Annotated in this window: 17 protein-coding genes; 8 read left to right on the top strand and 9 right to left on the bottom strand. The window is 47.7% G+C overall.

Annotation, left to right across the window (positions count from 1 at the left end; translation table 11 throughout):
• Positions 1 to 79: 79 nt before the first annotated feature.
• The 5 genes from AC6H3C_RS01360 to AC6H3C_RS01380 all read right to left on the bottom strand — a co-directional run bounded on the left by AC6H3C_RS01360 (position 80) and on the right by AC6H3C_RS01380 (position 4,787).
• Complete coding sequence (locus tag AC6H3C_RS01360) at positions 80 to 574, bottom strand: dihydrofolate reductase (RefSeq protein WP_497518758.1); 495 nt, start codon at positions 572 to 574, stop codon at positions 80 to 82.
• A 68-nt stretch (positions 575 to 642) separates the two neighbouring features.
• Positions 643 to 1,437 (bottom strand): thymidylate synthase, encoded by a 795-nt coding sequence (locus AC6H3C_RS01365; RefSeq protein ID WP_497518759.1) that lies wholly within the window; start codon positions 1,435 to 1,437, stop codon positions 643 to 645.
• Between the two features lie 158 nt (positions 1,438 to 1,595).
• Positions 1,596 to 2,591, bottom strand: coding sequence for a substrate-binding domain-containing protein (locus AC6H3C_RS01370; RefSeq protein ID WP_497518760.1), 996 nt, complete (start codon positions 2,589 to 2,591; stop codon positions 1,596 to 1,598).
• A 125-nt stretch (positions 2,592 to 2,716) separates the two neighbouring features.
• The gene (locus tag AC6H3C_RS01375; RefSeq protein WP_497518761.1) at positions 2,717 to 4,183 is read right to left on the bottom strand and encodes a NupC/NupG family nucleoside CNT transporter; all 1,467 of its coding nucleotides are present in this window, start codon (positions 4,181 to 4,183) and stop codon (positions 2,717 to 2,719) included.
• A gap of 10 nt (positions 4,184 to 4,193) precedes the next feature.
• Positions 4,194 to 4,787 carry a bifunctional nuclease family protein gene (locus AC6H3C_RS01380; RefSeq protein WP_497518762.1) on the bottom strand — a complete coding sequence of 198 codons (594 nt, stop codon included), beginning with the start codon at positions 4,785 to 4,787 and terminating at the stop codon, positions 4,194 to 4,196.
• Positions 4,788 to 5,051: 264 nt separating this feature from the next.
• Between AC6H3C_RS01380 and rplU the strand changes: the two genes are divergently transcribed.
• The 5 genes from rplU (at position 5,052) to AC6H3C_RS01405 (ending at position 8,547) form a co-directional block, all read left to right on the top strand.
• A complete protein-coding gene (gene rplU, locus AC6H3C_RS01385; protein WP_497518763.1) occupies positions 5,052 to 5,363 on the top strand; it encodes a 50S ribosomal protein L21 in 312 nt (103 codons plus the stop codon).
• Positions 5,364 to 5,384: 21 nt separating this feature from the next.
• Positions 5,385 to 5,651 carry a 50S ribosomal protein L27 gene (gene rpmA / locus AC6H3C_RS01390; protein WP_497518765.1) on the top strand — a complete coding sequence of 89 codons (267 nt, stop codon included), beginning with the start codon at positions 5,385 to 5,387 and terminating at the stop codon, positions 5,649 to 5,651.
• A 186-nt stretch (positions 5,652 to 5,837) separates the two neighbouring features.
• Positions 5,838 to 7,112, top strand: a complete 1,275-nt coding sequence (gene serS / locus AC6H3C_RS01395) for a serine--tRNA ligase (RefSeq protein ID WP_497518766.1) — start codon at positions 5,838 to 5,840, stop codon at positions 7,110 to 7,112.
• Between the two features lie 152 nt (positions 7,113 to 7,264).
• Positions 7,265 to 7,852 carry a DUF2085 domain-containing protein gene (locus tag AC6H3C_RS01400; RefSeq protein WP_497518767.1) on the top strand — a complete coding sequence of 196 codons (588 nt, stop codon included), beginning with the start codon at positions 7,265 to 7,267 and terminating at the stop codon, positions 7,850 to 7,852.
• The gene (locus AC6H3C_RS01405; RefSeq protein ID WP_497518768.1) at positions 7,849 to 8,547 is read left to right on the top strand and encodes a hypothetical protein; all 699 of its coding nucleotides are present in this window, start codon (positions 7,849 to 7,851) and stop codon (positions 8,545 to 8,547) included. The genes AC6H3C_RS01400 and AC6H3C_RS01405 overlap by 4 nt, the downstream gene beginning before the upstream one ends.
• 72 nt (positions 8,548 to 8,619) lie before the next feature.
• On the opposite strand, the gene AC6H3C_RS01410 is transcribed toward AC6H3C_RS01405, so the two are convergent.
• Positions 8,620 to 10,905 carry an NADP-dependent malic enzyme gene (locus AC6H3C_RS01410; protein ID WP_497518769.1) on the bottom strand — a complete coding sequence of 762 codons (2,286 nt, stop codon included), beginning with the start codon at positions 10,903 to 10,905 and terminating at the stop codon, positions 8,620 to 8,622.
• A gap of 181 nt (positions 10,906 to 11,086) precedes the next feature.
• Between AC6H3C_RS01410 and AC6H3C_RS01415 the strand changes: the two genes are divergently transcribed.
• Positions 11,087 to 11,956 carry a coiled-coil domain-containing protein gene (locus AC6H3C_RS01415; RefSeq protein ID WP_497518770.1) on the top strand — a complete coding sequence of 290 codons (870 nt, stop codon included), beginning with the start codon at positions 11,087 to 11,089 and terminating at the stop codon, positions 11,954 to 11,956.
• A 110-nt stretch (positions 11,957 to 12,066) separates the two neighbouring features.
• Here the strand turns inward: AC6H3C_RS01415 and AC6H3C_RS01420 are convergent, their stop codons facing one another.
• A complete protein-coding gene (locus AC6H3C_RS01420) occupies positions 12,067 to 13,413 on the bottom strand; it encodes a dihydroorotase (protein WP_497518771.1) in 1,347 nt (448 codons plus the stop codon).
• Positions 13,414 to 13,540: 127 nt separating this feature from the next.
• Positions 13,541 to 14,293 carry a polyprenol monophosphomannose synthase gene (locus AC6H3C_RS01425; RefSeq protein WP_497518773.1) on the bottom strand — a complete coding sequence of 251 codons (753 nt, stop codon included), beginning with the start codon at positions 14,291 to 14,293 and terminating at the stop codon, positions 13,541 to 13,543.
• 199 nt (positions 14,294 to 14,492) lie between these two features.
• On the opposite strand from AC6H3C_RS01425, the gene AC6H3C_RS01430 reads away from it, so the two are divergent.
• Positions 14,493 to 14,960 (top strand): GNAT family N-acetyltransferase, encoded by a 468-nt coding sequence (locus AC6H3C_RS01430; RefSeq protein WP_497518775.1) that lies wholly within the window; start codon positions 14,493 to 14,495, stop codon positions 14,958 to 14,960.
• Positions 14,961 to 14,973: 13 nt separating this feature from the next.
• Here the strand turns inward: AC6H3C_RS01430 and AC6H3C_RS01435 are convergent, their stop codons facing one another.
• A complete protein-coding gene (locus tag AC6H3C_RS01435) occupies positions 14,974 to 15,324 on the bottom strand; it encodes a thioredoxin family protein (RefSeq protein WP_497518776.1) in 351 nt (116 codons plus the stop codon).
• A gap of 242 nt (positions 15,325 to 15,566) precedes the next feature.
• Between AC6H3C_RS01435 and mfd the strand changes: the two genes are divergently transcribed.
• Positions 15,567 to 18,914 (top strand): transcription-repair coupling factor, encoded by a 3,348-nt coding sequence (mfd, locus tag AC6H3C_RS01440; protein WP_497518777.1) that lies wholly within the window; start codon positions 15,567 to 15,569, stop codon positions 18,912 to 18,914.
• Positions 18,915 to 18,921 lie beyond the last annotated feature (7 nt).

The raw sequence follows: 18,921 nt of genomic DNA on the forward strand, positions 1-18,921 counted from the left end.
AGTTTTATTGTCAGTAAGATTATGGTTGTCTGAATATAAAAGAAAATGTCCCGGACTTTATTCGGCCCGGGACATTCTTTTATTTTCGTTTCAGGTTGATGTATGAGTAATCGAACTTGTTCTTCCCGTCGTAAAAGTCTTCCCGGCTGAGTTCTTCCCATTCTTCGTATTTCACCTCAGGAAAATAAACATCGGCGTCGAAATCTTTGTGAACCAGGGTGAGGTAAAGCTTTCCGGCCAAGGGGTAAAACTGGCGGTAAATCATTCCTCCTCCAATGACGAAAACTTCCTGTTCGTCTTTTACTTTTTCGATGGCTTCCTCAATTGAAAAAACCGTTTCGCACCCTTCAAAATAATCATCGGGTTTGTCGGTAATAACAATATGGCGGCGGTTGGGTAAAGGCCATTTGGGTAGTGAAAGCAAGGTATTTCTGCCCATAATCAGGCTATGCCCCAGGGTAATTTCTTTAAAATGTTTCAGGTCGTTGGGCAGGTGAAAAAGCAAATCGTTGTTTTTGCCAATCGCGAAGTTTTTGGCAATGGCAACAATAATGGAAATATTTTTGTGGATCATTGGCTTGAATTTAAAGATCTCGTTTATGGAGGAATCCACTTTTGGCAGAACCTTCAATCCGATTGTTTTTAAACCGAAACTTCTCCGCGAATATGGGGATCGGCCTCGTAATTAACTAACTCAAAATCTTCGTATTTAAAATCGAATATGGATTTTACGGCCAGATTGATTTTCATCTCCGGCAGTTTTTTGGGTATGCGCGTTAGTTGTAACTTTGCCTGTTCCAGGTGGTTGCGGTAGATGTGTACATCGCCGCCTGTCCACACAAAGTCTCCCGGTTTTAATCCGCTTACCTGGGCCATCATCAGGGTCAACAAGGCATAGGATGCAATGTTGAAGGGAACACCCAGAAATACATCGCAGCTACGCTGGTAAAGCTGGCACGACAGTTTACCGTCGGCCACATAAAACTGGAACAACAAGTGGCAGGGAGGCAGGTTCATCTGGTCGAGTTCGCCCACGTTCCAGGCGCTCACAATGTGGCGTCGCGAGTCGGGGTTGTTTTTTATGCTATCGGCCACCTGGCTGATCTGGTCAATGTGTTTGCCGTCGGGTGTGGGCCACGAGCGCCATTGGTATCCGTAAATATGGCCCAGGTTTCCGTCTTTGTCGGCCCATTCGTTCCAGATTTTGACTCCATGATCGGTCAGGTATTTGGTGTTGGTGTCGCCGGCCAGGAACCACAACAATTCGTAAATGATCGATTTCAGGTGTAACTTTTTGGTTGTCAGCGCCGGAAAACCTTCTTGCAGGTTAAAACGCATCTGGTAGCCAAACACACTGATGGTTCCAGTTCCGGTACGGTCGCTTTTTTCAACACCGTTTTTTGTAATATGATCCAGTAAATCAAGGTATTGTTTCATGCTGTTCTTCTTTCCGAAAAATCTAAATGTCGATGATGAATGAATGGGGAAAGTTACAGGTTTTCGGTTGAATACCCAAAACCCGACAGAAAAGTTCGCGGCATAAAAAAGCGCGGATGTTGTTCCGCGCTCCGGTGAAGGGATTTTGAAACACAGTATTACTCAAATATCTCCTGTTCGGCAATAAACCCTTCAGAAATGACGGTCATGCGAATGTTTTGCTTGTTTACCACCTGTCCGCTCAGCAGAATAGCAGGTACCAGGCGGTGTCCGTTGTTCACGGTAAAGCCCATATTCTCGGAGGGGTTTTTACCTTTTGCCATCTTGATCGCAGCATCTGCGGCATTAAATGCCAACGATTCGATTGGTTTGTACACCGTGATTGTTTGGTTCCCCAGGATGATATTGCGGATGGCCCCGATGTCGGCATCCTGCCCGGCAACCAATACTTTGCCTGCCAACCCGTTTTCCTGAAGCGCCTTGATAACTCCGTCGGCCAGGGCGTCGTTTCCTGCAATCACCGCGTCAATTTCGGCGCCCCCGGCGATAATGGTTTTCATCATGGCATAGGCATCTTCGGGCTCCCAGCGTTTGACAAACTGGTGGCTGATCAGCTTGATATCGCCTTTGTCGATAAGTGGTTGCAAAACGTTCATCCAACCCAGGTGAAGCTGAAACGAGTTATTGTCGGATGTGGGGCCCCCGATTAATACATAGTTGCCTGTTGGTTGTACGGTGGTCAGAAAGTTGGCCTGTTGTTCACCCACATTGATGTTATCGGTTGACACATAGAAATCGATATCGCTGTCTTTTATTAACCGGTCGTACGAGATGACCGGAATGTTTTGCTTTTTCGCCATCTTCACAATGCCTGCCGCTACAGTCATGTCAACCGGGATAATCACCAGAACATCCACACCGCTGTTAATCAAATCCAAGCCTTGTTGAAATTGTACCGAAGCGTCCGAATCAGCTACTTTAACAATAACTGACCCTCCGAGTTCATTTACTTTCTTCACGAAAGAATCCCGGTCTTTTGCCCAACGTTCCCGGGCGGTTGTATCCATCAGCAAACCAATTTCAGGTTGTTGTTTGCATCCGGCTAACAGCAAAAAAACCAGTAAGATCTGAAAAATCACATGGAGTTGCTTCATATCGGAGATTTTTTGATTAATACTAATCTCTGTTACGTATGAAGCTTCAACTAGGTTAAATATTCAAAAACATCAACGGTAAGTGTCGGCATGACGCTGCATCAATATATCAAGCGCCCGAGTAATTAACCGAGGATCATCCCGATGATGGTGGCCGACATCAGTGAGGCCAGTGTTCCGGCAAGTAAGGCATAAAAGCCCAGACGCGAAAGCGTCACGCGTTTGTTTGGCGCCAAGGCCCCGATTCCGCCGATTTGAATGCCGATGGAGGCGAAGTTGGCAAACCCGCACAACACATAAGTGGCCATAATCACCGATTTCTGTTCGACGAAAGCGCCGGCTGTTTTTAGCTCGGAAAGGCTGATGTAGCCGATAAATTCTGTCAGGATGAGCTTCTCGCCCAATAAGCGGCCGGCAAGCATGATGTCCTGCGGGCAGATGCCAATCAGCCACATGATGGGGGCAAACAGGTAACCCAGCAGAAACTGAAGCGACAGTTCATTGAACCGCCCGTCTGTTCCGTTTGCGATCAGTTCATTGAGTCCGGTCCACGCGCCAAGCTTCCCGATGGTAAAGTTGAACATGGCGATTAAGGCCAGGAAAGCAAGCAGCATACCGGCCACATTGACGGCCAATTTAATTCCGTCGGTCGTTCCGTTGGTGATGGCGTCGAGTATGTTGCTGCCAATTTTGTCTTTGCTGACTTCGACATCTTTATTCACCGTATCGGGGTTTGGAAAGATCATCTTCGAAAAGATAACAGCCCCGGGTGCGGCCATAACGGAAGCCGTCAGCAGGTGTTTGGCAAATTCAAGCCGAAGCAGGGGGTCATTTCCGCCCAACATGCCAATATAAGCGGCCAAAACACCTCCGGCCATGGTGGCCATTCCTCCGGTCATCACCAGCATCATTTCTGAATCGTTCATTTTCGATAAGTAGGCTTTTATCATTAACGGCGATTCGGTCTGACCTAAAAAGATGTTTCCGGCCACCGAAAGCGCCTCCGCGCCCGACAGTTTCATCAAGCGGGTGAAAAGCCAGGCCAGCGCCCATACGATCCGCTGGATGATTCCCCAGTAAAAAAGCAGACTGGTTAAAGCGGAGAAAAAGATGATGGTTGGCAAAATCTGGAAAGCGAATATGGATCCGAACTGGTTCATGTCGATCAGCGAACCAAACAGAAATTCACTTCCAACTTTCGTGAAATCGAGTATTTTCACGAAGATCCTTCCGAAAAAGTCGAAACCGGCGCGTATAAACGGAACGTACAGTACCCCCACTGCCAGAACAAGCTGGAAAACCAATCCTACGCCAACCGACTTCCACGGAATGTGTTTCCGGTTTCTGGATAAAAGCGCCCCCAGACCAACCAGAACCAGCATCCCCAACAGGCCGCGCAGAATTGTCATGAAACTGAACGAACGCTCATGCCCGGATGATAACAGAATATTTGATGTATTATTGGACGGACTTTCGGTCTGGATTTCTTCGGTTTGGGTGGCAGATTCAGCCTGCGAAATGGCAGAGGCAACAACAGATACCGGACTGATCAGGAAGATCAGCAGGGTGAGCCCGAGGATAACTTGTTTCATTCGTCAGGAGTTATTTTTTTCGTCGGTTAATTTCATCGCGTATTTTCGATGCCCGTTCGTAGTTCTCGTTGTTGATCGCTTCATTCATCATATCGGTCAGTTCTTTTACCGTAAACCGGTCAAACTCGGATTCTTTCTTTTGACTTTTTCGCTCATCTTCCTCGCTCTCAAAGTCGGCCATGGATGGGCTTTCCGGGTCCAGAATGATTCCGGCTTTGCTCAAAATATCCTCGGTGGTATAAATCGGGCACTTAAACCGTAAGGCCAGGGCAACGGCATCCGAGGTCCTGGAGTCGATCCGGGTTTCCTGGTTCCCCATTTCGCAAACCAGTTCCGAAAAGAAAATTCCTTCTTCCAGTTTGTAGATGATGACTTCGGAAATATGTATATCGAAAGCAACAGACAAGTTTTTAAACAAATCGTGGGTGAGCGGACGAGGCGGTTTCAGCCCTTCAAGCTGGATGGCAATGGCCTGGGCTTCAACTGGTCCGATGATAATCGGAATCCTCCTGTCCCCGTTTTCTTCGGCCAGCACCAGCGCGTAAGCGCCGGATTGAGTTTGGCTAACAGACAGGCCCAGGATGTTTAATCGTACTTTTTGCATAATACAAGCCGAGAAGGTGTAATGAGCAAATATAACAATTGTTTTAGTGAATCGCGTTACCTTAGCCAGATTCTTGACCGGTTATTTTCCCCAACAAGTAGGAAGACAGATTGTTCGGACTTTCATTTTTACTAAAAAAGAATGTGAAATCTTTGGTAGTCGTTAAAAAATATCTACTTTTGCAGACCAAAGTTTCGGGTAGGCTCAACAAGTGGATTTTCAAAAGATATCCCGCCTTCCGAAGAAAATAAAAAACAATATAAAATGTACGCGATTGTAGAAATTGCCGGGCAACAATTCCGTGTCGAGAAAGACAAAAAATTGTTTGTTCACCGCCTCGAAACAGCAGCAGGCGAAAATGTTGAATTTGAGAAAGTTCTTTTGGTTGACAACGACGGCACCATTAAAATCGGTACCCCGGTTGTTGACGGCGCTAAAGTAACCGCCAAAGTATTGGACCATCTGAAAGGTGAAAAAGTAATCGTCTTCAAAAAGAAAAGAAGAAAAGGTTATAAGAAGAAAAATGGTCACCGGCAGTATTTGACTCAGATTCAGATTGAAGAAATTATTGGATAACCCTAAAAACATTCATTAACCATGGCTCATAAGAAAGGTGTCGGTAGTTCGAAGAACGGACGCGAATCGGAAAGTAAACGACTCGGCGTAAAAATCTACGGCGGTCAGGTTTGCAAAGCTGGCAACATTTTGGTTCGTCAGCGCGGAACTTCTCATCATCCTGGTGATAATGTTGGTCTGGGAAAAGATCATACGTTATTTGCCCTGATTGATGGCACTGTAGTCTTCAAAAAGAAAAAAGACAACAGGTCGTATGTGTATGTTGAACCCGTTGTGGCAGCAAACTAAGACGATATTTAAGATAAGCAAAAAAGAATCTCCTGTCTGGTTTGAGGCAGGAGATTTTTTATTTTATAACTTTGCCCGGCAGAAACAAACAACAGCGGATCTGATGGGTAAATTGGTCCGGGTTGTTGTTTAATACAATGTCGGAAATATTAAAATCGGGTCAGTGACCTTAAAAATCTGTTCAAAATGCTCAATCTACGTTTTATTCAGGAAAACCCCGAATTGGTTGTTGAAAAGCTGAAAAAGAAAAATTTCGATGCAGCCGGTATTGTCGGTCAAATCATCGATCTGTATAAAAAGAAGAACGAAACTCAGGCAAAAGCCGACCAGGTGAAAGCCGAGATGAACAAGTTGTCGAAAGAAATCGGGCAATTGTTTCGCGAAGGAAAACAGGATGAGGCCAACGCCGCCAAAGAGCGTACCACCGAGCTGAAAGAAACCATCAAACAACTGGATGAGGATTTTTCGAAGATTGACGAACAGGTATTTGAATTACAGGTGCAACTGCCTAACCTGCCTTCCGACCTGGTACCCGCAGGGAGAACGCCCGAAGATAATGTGGTTGTGAAGTCAGGCGGCGAACTGCCTGCCCTCGGCGCCGGTAAATTACCTCACTGGGAGCTGGCCTCGAAATACAATCTGATTGATTTTGAACTCGGCGTGAAACTAACTGGCGCCGGGTTCCCGGTTTACAAAGGAAAAGGCGCCCGCCTACAGCGCGCGCTGATCAACTTCTTTTTAAATGAAGCGGAAAAAGCGGGCTACCTCGAAATTCAACCGCCGCTGATGGTCAACGAGGACAGCGGCTTTGGCACCGGGCAACTGCCAGATAAAGAAGGGCAGATGTACCATGTAACCGAAGATAATCTGTACCTGATACCCACCGCCGAGGTGCCGGTAACCAACCTGTACCGCGATGTGATTGTGGAAGCCCGGGACCTTCCGATAAAAAATACAGCTTACAGCGCTTGTTTTAGGCGCGAAGCCGGCTCGTACGGAAAAGATGTACGCGGACTGAACCGCCTGCACCAATTTGATAAAGTAGAGGTTGTGCAAATTGCCCATCCCGACAACAGCTACCAGGTGTTGGACGAGATGGTGGCCCACGTGGAAAGCCTGGTCCAAAAACTGGGATTGCCTTACCGCATTCTGCGCTTGTGCGGCGGCGATATGAGTTTCACTTCGGCCCTTACTTACGATTTTGAAGTGTTTTCGGCAGCTCAGGAGAAATGGCTCGAGGTGAGTTCGGTGTCCAATTTCGAATCGTTTCAGGCCAACCGACTGAAACTACGTTACCGCGACGAGCAAACCAAAAAACCGGTCATCGCCCACACCCTGAACGGCAGCGCTCTGGCCCTGCCGCGTATTGTGGCTGCCCTGCTCGAAAATAACCAAACTCCCGAAGGCATCCGTGTGCCCGAAGTATTGGTTCCGTTCTGCGGATTCGATTTGATTAAGTAGTGCCGAGTCAACAGTAAACAGGCAGAAGTTTAATTTTCACAACAGGGTGAATCTCTTGTTCTGATTCAGATCATTCGTTTAAACTTGACACTAGTCCTGAAAAACAGCTCCTTATGTAACTTTCACCACTTACTGTCTCGTAAGCGGTGGTGATGGATGAGGACTTTATCCTTGAGCTTGTTTCATCCAGGCTTTTTGGCCTGTTTTGTCACCAGGATCCCTTAATCCTCATGCAGGTAAATGGACAGCCGGTTCTGTTGTGTCCGCGTTGCTCGGGCCTGCATATCGGTTTTGTGGTCAGCCTGATTTATTTCTCATTCGAAAAGTTAAAACGTGTCCGTTTTTCCGGCCTTGCCCCTCAAATAATTTGCGTGGCAGCGGTTTTGCTTATGGCCTTGGAATGGTTACTGGGGCGTTTGTCGTTGCTTACACCAACGCTCAGCAGTCGCTTGATCAGCGGGCTGGTTGCCGGCGCTGCTGCCGGGGTGTTGGCACTTTTCTACACGCGGAACTACCTGTCTCGTTATCAACCCGTTAAGTCTTTTACTTCGGTTTCGGTACTTGGCGTGGTTTGCCTGGCGCTTATGAGCGGAATGGCGCTTTTGGGGTTTGGAAGCTGGCGCCTGCTGACCATCAGCCTGATGATCGTCGTGCTGACGAACATCCTGTTTGTGTTTTACGCTGTTTTTCAGCGACTACGTAGCATTAAAAACTTAAAAACCGAAAATTTAGAGGGATGAAAAATTTTACCCGATTACAACGGGCAGACCTGATCTTTATAATCGGTGCGGGTCTGTTTTTCTTTAGTTGCATTGCTTCCACCCTGCAAGTGGCCAGGACGCTGGATCCCGGACAAGGCGAGTTGAGCGCAGGATACATCCAGGGGCGAAGCTATGCCGACTTCTGGGAAGACCCCGTGCAACTGATCAGTATGAACGGCCGGGTTGGGATCGTGAACAACCTGGATGCAGGTATTGAGCATACCTTCGATGTGACCAAGGATAATGGCGGCGATTTTAACTCATTCTGGGGTGATGTGAAATGGCAACTGGCCAACAAGGAAAATTTAAATAAAAAATTAACCTTTTCCACCGGTTTGCTGAAAGGATATGCTTACGACAGCGATGCTGAAATCCATTTTACCTCGCTGCCTTTGTATTTCAGTTTGCCTGTCACCGACCGCTTTACGCCAACGTTTATGTACCGGTATGAACTGTTAGGCGACGGCTTTTTCCCGGACTCGGACAGTTTTGATGATCCCCGGCATTCGTTTGTATTAGGGATCGAATGCGGTTTAAAACCGGTTGACCCGGCAAAATGGACAACAAAACTTGGTTGTGGAGTTGGATACATGAATTCACTCACAGGCGATCCAGATGGGGAAGAGCTTTTGCTTCTCAACATCGGGTTAAAATTTACCTCGCCGGCCAGGTGAATTCCGTCTTTCGATTCCCTTTTTTCGCAGCGAGGGAAGACCTGAATGGCTGTTTTTAGCGCCCTGGCAAGTTCAGGGAATCTTACTTTTTTCAGCTTCCTGGGCATCGACCACCGCGATGGCTGTCAGGTTGATTATTTCGCGTACTGAGCTTTCCATCTGCAGGACATGAATGGGCTTTTTCATGCCCAGCAGGATCGGGCCGATGGCTTTGGCGGCTCCCAACTCCTGTAATACTTTGTACAGGATATTTCCTGAACTCAGGTTGGGAAAGATCAGCACGTTGGCGTCCATATCTTTCAGTTTGGTGAAAGGAAATTTCTGATATCTCAGTGCGCCGTTCAGTGCGTAATTGGCTTGCATCTCGCCATCCACCATGAGATGGGGATGGTTTTGGTGCAGGATTTTTACCGCTTCTCCGGCTCTTACCGGGCTGCCTTTTCCTTTAAATGAGCCAAAGTTCGAGTAGCTCAGGATGGCAATGCGCGGCTCAATTTTAAACCGTTTGACTTCATTGGCGACCAGCACGGTGGTATCGGCAATGGTTTGTGCGTCCGGATCTGAGTTGACGGTGGTGTCGGCCAGGAACAGGGGGCCTTTCCGGGTAAGCATCAGGTACATGCCGGCAATGTGGGGAAACTCTTCCCGGGGGCCGATCACGTGGATGGCCGGACGGATGGCATCGGCATATTTGCGCGAAAATCCGGAGATAAAGGCATCGGCTTCACCGGTTTCCACCATCATACATCCAAAATAGTCGTGATTGTACATCTTGTCCAGGGCTTCTTCGAAACTCATGCCCTTGCGCTTTCTTTTTGCAAAGAGAATTTGTGCAAAACGCTGCCGTTTGGCTTCGCTGACCTCCCGGTGAATATCGACAATGGGAATATCCGTCATTTCGAGCTTGTTTTTGTTGAGGATCTGTTCAATTTCTGTTCGGTTTCCCATAAGAATCGGGTGGGCAATGCCCTGGTCGGCTACAAAGCGGGCTGCTTTCAGAATTTTCAGGTTGTTGGCATCGGCAAAGACCACTTTCTTCGGATTTTGCCGGGCTTTGTTACAAATAGTCATAATCAGTTTATTCTCCAGGCCAAGGCGGGTGCCAAGTTCCTGTTCGTATGCTTCCCAGTCATCAATTGGTTTCCGCGCCACCCCGGAATCCATGGCCGCTTTGGCTACTGCCGGAGAAACGGTGGTGATCAGGCGTGGGTCAAGTGGTTTGGGGATAATATAATCCTTCCCGTAAACGATATTTTCCATGTTGTATGCCTTGGTGACCAGCTCGGGCACATATTCTTTGGCCAGGTTTGCCAGCGCCTTAACCGCTGCAATCTTCATTTCCTCGTTAATCACCCGGGCTCTGACGTCGAGCGCTCCGCGAAAAATAAACGGAAAGCCCAGCACGTTGTTAATCTGGTTGGGGTAATCACTCCTTCCGGTGGCCATGATGATGTCGTCACGAACACTTGTGGCATCTTCGTACGAAATTTCGGGAGTGGGGTTGGCCATGGCAAACACGATGGGATCTTTCGCCATACTGCGGATCATTTCTTTCGAAACGACATTTCCGACCGAAAGGCCCAGGAAAACATCGGACCCAACCATGGCTTCGGCCAGAGAATCATAATGTTGTTTGCACACAAATTCCTGTTTCACCGGGTTCAGGTCGGTTCTTTTCTCCGACAATACGCCTTTACTGTCGAACATGACAATGTTTTCTTTTCTGACCCCAAGCCGGAGGTAGAGTCTTGCGCAGGATACCGATGCTGCACCCGCCCCGTTGATGACTACTTTTATCCGGTTAATGGGTTTGCCAACCAGTTCGAGTGCGTTTAACAAACCGGCCCCGGAAATAATGGCGGTGCCGTGCTGGTCGTCGTGAAACACGGGGATGTCGAGCGTTTTTACCAATTGTTGCTCAATGTAGAAGCATTCTGGCGCTTTAATGTCTTCCAGGTTAATGCCGCCAAAAGTCGGAGAAATAGCTTTGATCACGTCGATGAGCCTGTCCGGATCTTTTTCATCGACTTCGATGTCAAATACGTCGATGTCGGCAAATATTTTAAACAACATCCCTTTCCCTTCCATGACCGGCTTCCCGGCCGCGGGACCGATATCTCCCAAACCTAAAACCGCTGTGCCGTTTGAGATTACGGCCACCAGGTTGCCTTTTGAGGTGTATTTGTAGCTGTCTTCCGGGTTTTGTTGAATTTCGCGACAAGGTTGCGCCACTCCGGGGGTATAGGCCAACGAGAGATCGTACTGGGTCAGGTGTGGTTTGGTCGGGATCACTTCAATCTTTCCCGGCCTTCCTTTTTGATGATACCACAAAGCATCTTCGTAAACTGTTTTTCCCATGGTTTCTGATTTTTGGCATATGATTCAAGTTACAACAATTTTGGCTTGAGAACCAGTGTTTTGATCTGTTGTCGCCGGAAATATGCCGGAATAAGAGCAAAGAATACAAAAAGTTAGCGCTGCACGGAACAGCTTGTCAAAAAGCTGTTTAAATTTGACCGGATTTAAAATTTAAAAGACTATGAAGAAAATTGTGATTTTGATGCTGATTGCTGTTCTGGCCTCCTGCCAACAGAAAAAGATCGACCGCATGCAGGTTGTTCAGGATAGCCTGGCCCGGGCAGCGATTGAAAAAGACTCGGCCATCATTAATTTTGTGGCGGCGATGAATGAAATTCAGGAAAACCTGGATTCGATTAAACGGATGGAAGATATCGTCAGGATTGAAGCCAGTGGCTCCAACGAGATGAGAATGAATTCGAAGGAGCAGATTATGAGCGATATCCAAACCATTCACGACTTGTTGGCCAGGAACAAGGAACTGGTTGCCCAACTCGAAAAGAAACTGGGTGCATCGAACGCGAAAGTGGCTGAACTGCAAAAAGCCATAACCATTTTAAACCGGCAGGTAGAGCAGAAGAATGTTGAAATTGCCGCCTTGAATGCCGAACTGCAAAAAATGCAAATCGATATTTCGGGACTGAACCAGCGAATTGATCTGATGACGGAAGAAAGCCTGCATAAAGACCAGATGATCAGCGATAAAACGAGAACAATAAGCGAGCAGACCATCGCCATCAATACGGCTTTTTATGTTTTTGGAACGGAAAAGGAACTGAAAGAAAACGGCGTTATTGAGAAACGGGGCGGTTTTCTTGGAATCGGGCGATCGTTGAAGATGAAAGAGAACTTCAACAGGGATTACTTTACCGAGGTAGATATCCGCGAATTTTTTCAACTCGATCTGAATGTCAAAAAAGCCGAGCTGATTACCACGCACACGGCCGGATCGTATTATTTTAACGGTGAAAAACCGGTTGAGAGCCTGGTGATTGAAAATCCGCGCGAATTCTGGAGCGCTTCCAAATACCTGGTGGTGGTGGTGGATTAAGTTTCTGCTGTCGCCGAAACAATAAAGACTGACCCGGTTGTGCTTCAGATGATGATTCCGAGCACGGCCGGGTCGGCCTTTTTTTGTGTGATATCGCTATGTTACCGTCTTTATTGTCCCAGGTTAAACATTAACCGCTTACCGGTAATTCCCGGGGTAATGGTTCCGCGATCGTAGGCCAGCCGACCGTTTATAAAAGTTTTTTCCACCTGGTGACTGAATTCAGTCCCCTCGAAGGGCGACCAGCCGCATTTGTAGATGACATTTTCAGGAACGACGGTCCATGATTTTTCCGGGTCGATCAGCACCAGGTCGGCATACCAGCCTTCGCGAATATAGCCGCGCCGGTCAATCCGGAACAGGTCGGCCGGGGCATGACACATTTTCTCAACCACTTTTTCCGCTGAAATGACTCCCTTGCGGACAAATTCGAACATGGCCGTCAGCGAATGTTGTACGAGCGGACCTCCCGAGGGCGCTTTGAAGTACGGATGAGATTTCTCGTCGAGGGTATGAGGGGCATGGTCGGTGGCAATCACATCAATGGTATCATTCAGCAAGGCGGCCCACAAGGCAGCCCGGTCTTCGGCCGATTTGATGGACGGGTTCCACTTGATGCGCGTTCCGTAGCCGATGTAGTCTTTTTCTTCAAACCAGAGGTGGTGCACACAGACCTCGGCTGTAATCTTTTTCCCTTTTACCGGGCCGGCTTCGAATAATTGCATTTCATCGGCCGAAGACAAGTGGAGTACATGCAGCCGAGTTCCGAATTTTGAAGCCAGTTCTACCGCCTTCGACGACGATTTGAAGCAGGCCTCGGCGCTCCTGATTTTTGAATGACGCGAAATGGGAACGATCTCCCCGTATTTCTGCCGGTAGATTTCAGTATTCCGCCTGATAATTTCTTCATCCTCACAGTGGGTAGCTACCAATGTGGGGGCGTGCCTGAAGATTTCGGATAAGGCTTTTTCGTTGTCGACCAGCATATTGCCTGTTGATGACCCCATGAACACCTTAATCCCGCACACCGTGGTCGGATCGGTTGCCAGCACTTCCTTCAGGTTGTCGTTGGTGGCGCCCATGTAAAACGAATAGTTCACGGCCGACACCCCGGCAGCGCGGGCATATTTTTTGGCCAGTTCGTCCTGGGTGGTTGTTTGCGGGATGGTATTGGGCATTTCCATATAGGAAGTGACCCCTCCGGCGAGGGCCGCCTTCGATTCGGTGGCAATATCTCCTTTATGTGTCAGTCCCGGTTCGCGAAAATGAACCTGATCATCGATGGCTCCGGGGATCAGGTATTTACCCTCCGCTTCAATGACGGTTGCCGATTGCAGCTCTGCTTCGGGGATTTCATCCCGGTAAATTTTCCGGATAAATTCTCCCTCAATCAATACACTTCCGGTAAATTTTTTCCCTTCATTAATCAGGGTGGCCTGTCGGATGATCGTTTTCATAAAGATTGTGCTTCGATTTTTATTTCGGTTACGTGTCAAAAAACAAAAAGGCTACATTTATGCAGCCTTAAATAATCGTTGAACGCGTTGATTTGTTCATTTACAACCAGGAAATCAGCGATGAACTTTAAAGCTGATTTTCAATTTTCACCGGTTTGTAATGCTTAAACCAGCTGCGTAATTTCATCTTCAGGATTCCCCAGAGGGCCTCATTAAAAATTCCGCCGTTCATTTTGGAGCTTCCTTCCTGCCGCTCGGTAAAGATAATCGGAACTTCAACCAGCCTGAATTTGTGTTTCCAGGCCGTAAATTTCATTTCAACCTGAAACCCGTAACCTTTTAGCCGGATGCCTTCCAAATTGATGGTTTGCAATACTTCTTTCCGGTAACATTTAAAGCCCGCCGTTGTATCCATGATTTTCATCCCCGTTACCAGACGCACGTAAACGGAGGCAAAGTACGACATCAGTACGCGGCCCAAGGGCCAGTTGATCACGTTAATGCCTTTAATGTACCGCGACCCGATGGCCAGATCGGCCCCCTGGTTGGCACAGGCATCGTATAAAAGTTCCAGATCGTCGGGGTTATGCGAAAAATCACAGTCCATCTCGAAAATAAAATCAGCGCCGTGATCAAGCGCCCAGTGAAAACCCGTAATGTAAGCGGTTCCGAGTCCCAGTTTGCCTTTACGCTCCAGTAAGTGCAGGGTTCCGGGAAATTCCTGTTGCAGTTTCTTAACAATCGCTGCTGTCCCATCCGGCGAATGATCGTCGATAATCAATAACTCAAACGGAGTTTTTAAGGAGAAAACTCGTCTGATCATCTTCTCCACATTTTCCTTCTCGTTGTAAGTCGGGATAATTACCAGGTTTTTTTTCACGTATCCGAGAGATTATAATTTATGCGAAAATATATTTTTTACCGGACTTCCGAATACAAATACCGAATTAATCAAATCCAAACAGCGACAAGATATTTGTCCCTGTATTCCTGCAGCCGGTAACAAAAACGTTTTATTCCTTTTAGAAGCATCAAATGAAGCGTATCTTGCACCGACGTCTAACTAATTTCTTTCTCCAATGAACTTTTCACTTATTCAGGTTAATTTGAATGAAGAGGAACACTGCCGGCAACTGATTCGCCTGCTTGATCTGTACATGCGGGATGACATGGGGAATGGCGCAGCCATGCCGGAAGAACTGGCTCCTCCGTTGATAAACGGGCTGAAGCAACATGCCGGTTACCTGGGCTTTCTTGCGCTGGCTGATGGCCAATACGCGGCGTTGGCCAATTGTAATAAAAATTTCTCGACCTTTAAAGCCAGGCCGCTCATCAACATTCACGACTTTATTGTCGATCCCGCCTTTCGGGGACAGGGCCTTGGTCGGTTATTGCTGGATGCAATTGCCGAATATGGCAAACAGAACGGCTACTGCCGGGTCAATCTTGAAGTTCGTCACGACAACCTGAAAGCGCAAAAGCTCTACCGAAAGGCGGGATACGACGAATGCGGGGAGCCTGTGTTTTTCTGGGAGAAAAACCTTTAGATTTTCCCTGCAGTTATTCCCCCTTTAGTAATTTTTTATCCAGAATTGTTGCAATTTGTTCTTTGCTCTGTATGCTGCTTGTCGCATGGACCAACTGGCCGTTCTTGTAATAAACCACGAAAGGCAATCCCATAAAACCACGACATTCCGGGGCATTCCGTATGACGGCTGCATCGGGAATGTCAAATTCCATATCGGCAAATACGACCTGTTCATATTGATTTTCCAATTGGGTCATGGCCGCGTAAACCGGGATACACATCGGCCCCATGCGGCCACAGCAAATCATGACGTTTTCATTTTCTGAAATGACTTTTTTATGTTCTTCTGCAGATAAAACATGTTTTAAATTGGTGTGAAGCATGATTTCAAATTTAAATATTAAGATATCTGCATATAACAACTTATATGCCAAAATCACATTTGTTCGTTTTGAAAAGGGATTGGATGAAATCAGTCCGGCGGGTGGCCATCCAGGTCAGTAAGCTGTTTGATCCGTTTGTTCCCTGACTGACATGCTGTCAGTCAGCTTGCACGTCTGTTTGAACCATAAAAATTGAAATTACCGGCAGCAGGCTACCGATCTGCAAATTCAAATCCGTATCTTTGCATCCAAAATTTTACAAGTTGGAGTTGAAAGAATTTCGGCGCTTGTTCGAAAAAAGCGAAGCTATTCAGCGCATTTTAGGTCAGATGAAAACCCCGGGTGAAAAATTTCACCTGAAGGGACTTATTGGCTCGTCTCAAAGTTTGCTGGCATCGGTTATGGCTGAAAAGCTGAAACAGCCCATTATTTTCATCATGAATGACCGGGAAGAAGCCGCCTACCTGTACGATGATCTGAATAACCTGCAAACCGAATCAACAGTCCTCTTTTTCCCCGGCTCCTATAAACGCTCTGTTCAGTATGAGCAGTATGAGCAGGAGAACATCATCCTTCGTACCGAGGTGTTGACCCGCTTGCAGGAGCAGATTCCGGTCTGCATTTCCACTTATCCCGAAGCCCTGGTTGAAAAGGTGATTACCGGGGAAGCCCTGGCCTCCAATAGTTTCCAGGTACGCATGGGTGACAAATTGTCCATCGATTTTCTGAACGATGTGTTGTTCGAATACGGATTTGAGCGCGTCGATTTTGCCGTTGAGCCCGGTCAGTACGCGATTCGGGGCAGTTTGGTCGATATTTATTCCTTTGCAAATGAAGATCCTTACCGACTCGATTTTTTTGGCGACGAAGTTGACTCCATCCGCAGTTTTGATATCGACACGCAGATTTCACGTCAGAAGCTCGATAAAATTGTGATCATTCCAAACATCCAGAGCGGCTTGGATGAAGAACGCCGGGACAGTTTCCTGAATTTTCTGACTCCCGAAAGTATCATCGTGGCCCGCGATGTAAAACTGGTTGCCGATCTGATGGAGGGAATTTATCAGCAAGTCGTTCGTTTGGATGGTCAGGATGAGGGAACAAAGGACCGGGTGATTTCAGGCGAAGCGTTTTTAAGCTCGCTCCGGCAGTTCACTTGCCTTGAAACAGGCAATACGGCTTATTTTAAACCGGAGCATACGTTTCAGTTCCATATTTCACCACAACCGGCATTCAATAAAAACTTCGAATTGTTGGCCCAAAACCTGAAAGATAATCTGGCTGCCGGCTACCAGGTCTTCATTCTTTCGGCCAACGAAAAGCAGGTGGAGCGGCTTCAGGCCATTTTTGACGATAAAAGCCTGAATGTGCCATTTACCGCCCTGTCTTTTGCCCTGAACGAAGGCTTTATCGACCATCAGCTGAAGCTGTGCTGTTACACCGACCACCAGATTTTTGAACGTTATCACCGGTTTCAGGTTAAAAGCCGGAAAGAGCAGAAAGAAAGCATCAGCCTGAAGGAACTGAATAAACTTCATATGGGCGATTACGTGGTACACATCGACCATGGCATCGGCCGGTTTGCAGGGCTGGTAAAAACCGAAGTCAACGGAAAAATACAGGAAGCCATTCGGCTTACCTATAAAGACAATGATGTGTTGCTGGTGAGTATCCATTCGCTGCACCGGATCTCGAAGTATAAGGGAAAAGAAGGGTTGGAACCCCACATCAATAAATTGGGAAGCGGCGCCTGGCAAAAGCTGAAAGACCGCACCAAGAGCAAGGTGAAAGATATTGCCCGCGACCTGATTGCCCTGTATGCCCGGCGCCGGCAGGAAAAAGGCTTTGCGTTTTCTCCCGATTCTTACCTTCAGACCGAGCTGGAAGCTTCTTTTATTTTTGAAGATACGCCCGACCAGATGAAAACCACCCAGGCCGTAAAAGAAGATATGGAACGCCAGATCCCGATGGACCGCCTGGTATGTGGCGACGTGGGTTTTGGCAAAACCGAAATTGCCATTCGCGCCGCGTTTAAAGCCGTAGCCGACAGCAAACAGGTGGCCGTGCTCGTACCGACCACCATTCTGGCCCTTCAGCATTATAAAACCTTCAAAGACCGTTTGGCCGATTTTCCGGCAAAAATTGAATACGTCAGCCGGTTGCGTCCGGCCGGCGATGTGAAAAATATTTTAAAAGAAGCGGCTGCCGGGAATATTGATGTTCTGATTGGCACACATCGTCTGATTGGGAAAGATGTGAAATTTAAAGACCTGGGCCTGCTGATTGTAGACGAAGAGCAGAAGTTTGGCGTTTCGGTAAAGGAAAAGCTGAAGCAGCTGAAGTTAAATGTCGATACGCTTACCCTGACAGCAACGCCGATCCCGCGCACCCTGCAATTTTCGCTGATGGGCGCCCGCGACTTGTCGATCATTCAAACGCCTCCGCCCAACCGTTACCCGATTATTACCGAACTGCACGGCTTTAACGAAGAGATCATCCGCGAAGCCATTCTCCACGAAGTGGGCCGTAACGGGCAGGTATTTTTTATTCATAACCGGGTGCAAAACATTTACGACGTGGAGCAAGTGATCCAGCGTATTGTGCCCGGGGTGAAAACCGTGGTTGCCCACGGGCAAATGGAAGGGCCGAAGTTGGAAAAAATTATGCTGGGCTTTATTAACGGCGATTTTGATGTACTGATCGCGACGACTATCATTGAGTCGGGACTGGATATTCCGAATGCCAATACCATCATCATCAACCATGCCGAGAACTTTGGACTGAGCGATTTGCACCAGTTGCGGGGCAGGGTAGGGCGTTCCAACAAAAAGGCATTTTGTTACCTGCTGGCGCCGCCCTTGTCGCTGGTTAGTCCCGAGGCCCGGCGCCGCTTACAGGCCATCGAAGAATTTTCGGACCTGGGGAGCGGTTTCAACATTGCCATGCGCGACCTGGATATCCGCGGGGCAGGTAACCTGCTGGGCGCCGAACAAAGCGGTTTCATTGCCGATATCGGCTACGAAACGTACCACCGGATCCTGAATGAAGCCATCCAGGAGCTGAAACACGACGAATACAGTGAATTGTTTGAGGAAGAAAAGGGAGAAGCCGGGAAAGCCTTTTTAAAAGGGAGTTTTGCGCACGATTGCCAGATTGATACCGATATGGAACTGCTTTTCCCCGACAACTATATCCAGAGTATTTCGGAACGGATGTTATTGTACCGCGAACTGGACAGCATCGAAAACGAAGAAAGCCTGCAACGCTACCAGGCAGGCCTGCTCGATCGTTTTGGCCCCTTACCCGAACAGAGCCGCGAATTGCTCGAGGTGGTCCGTTTACGCTGGTTGGCCATTGCACTGGGCATGGAACGCATCATCCTGAAAAACAAAAAGATGTTTTGCTATTTTATTTCCGACCAGCAGTCGGCTTACTACCAGTCGGAAACCTTTACCCGGGTATTGCAGTACGTGCAGCATAACCCGAACACCTGCCGGATGAAGGAGAAACAGGATAAACTCCGCTTAAGCTTCGAACCGGTTGAATCGGTTGCTGCCGCGAAGGCCGTGCTGGAGAAAGTGAATCCATAAAATTTGT

It is taken from the genome of Gaoshiqia sp. US2, assembly GCF_059705485.1.

Excerpts from the sequence above, each read along its gene's own strand:
- serS (WP_497518766.1), top strand. The coding sequence starts at position 5,838 with ATGCTCAATCTACGTTTTATTCAGGAAAACCCCGAATTGGTTGTTGAA.
- rpmA (WP_497518765.1), top strand. The coding sequence starts at position 5,385 with ATGGCTCATAAGAAAGGTGTCGGTAGTTCGAAGAACGGACGCGAATCG.
- AC6H3C_RS01405 (WP_497518768.1), top strand. The coding sequence starts at position 7,849 with ATGAAAAATTTTACCCGATTACAACGGGCAGACCTGATCTTTATAATC.
- AC6H3C_RS01380 (WP_497518762.1), bottom strand. The coding sequence starts at position 4,787 with ATGCAAAAAGTACGATTAAACATCCTGGGCCTGTCTGTTAGCCAAACT.
- AC6H3C_RS01435 (WP_497518776.1), bottom strand. The coding sequence starts at position 15,324 with ATGCTTCACACCAATTTAAAACATGTTTTATCTGCAGAAGAACATAAA.
- AC6H3C_RS01420 (WP_497518771.1), bottom strand. The coding sequence starts at position 13,413 with ATGAAAACGATCATCCGACAGGCCACCCTGATTAATGAAGGGAAAAAA.
- AC6H3C_RS01410 (WP_497518769.1), bottom strand. The coding sequence starts at position 10,905 with ATGGGAAAAACAGTTTACGAAGATGCTTTGTGGTATCATCAAAAAGGA.
- AC6H3C_RS01360 (WP_497518758.1), bottom strand. The coding sequence starts at position 574 with ATGATCCACAAAAATATTTCCATTATTGTTGCCATTGCCAAAAACTTC.
- AC6H3C_RS01415 (WP_497518770.1), top strand. The coding sequence starts at position 11,087 with ATGAAGAAAATTGTGATTTTGATGCTGATTGCTGTTCTGGCCTCCTGC.
- rplU (WP_497518763.1), top strand. The coding sequence starts at position 5,052 with ATGTACGCGATTGTAGAAATTGCCGGGCAACAATTCCGTGTCGAGAAA.
- AC6H3C_RS01400 (WP_497518767.1), top strand. The coding sequence starts at position 7,265 with ATGGATGAGGACTTTATCCTTGAGCTTGTTTCATCCAGGCTTTTTGGC.
- AC6H3C_RS01375 (WP_497518761.1), bottom strand. The coding sequence starts at position 4,183 with ATGAAACAAGTTATCCTCGGGCTCACCCTGCTGATCTTCCTGATCAGT.
- AC6H3C_RS01430 (WP_497518775.1), top strand. The coding sequence starts at position 14,493 with ATGAACTTTTCACTTATTCAGGTTAATTTGAATGAAGAGGAACACTGC.
- AC6H3C_RS01370 (WP_497518760.1), bottom strand. The coding sequence starts at position 2,591 with ATGAAGCAACTCCATGTGATTTTTCAGATCTTACTGGTTTTTTTGCTG.
- AC6H3C_RS01365 (WP_497518759.1), bottom strand. The coding sequence starts at position 1,437 with ATGAAACAATACCTTGATTTACTGGATCATATTACAAAAAACGGTGTT.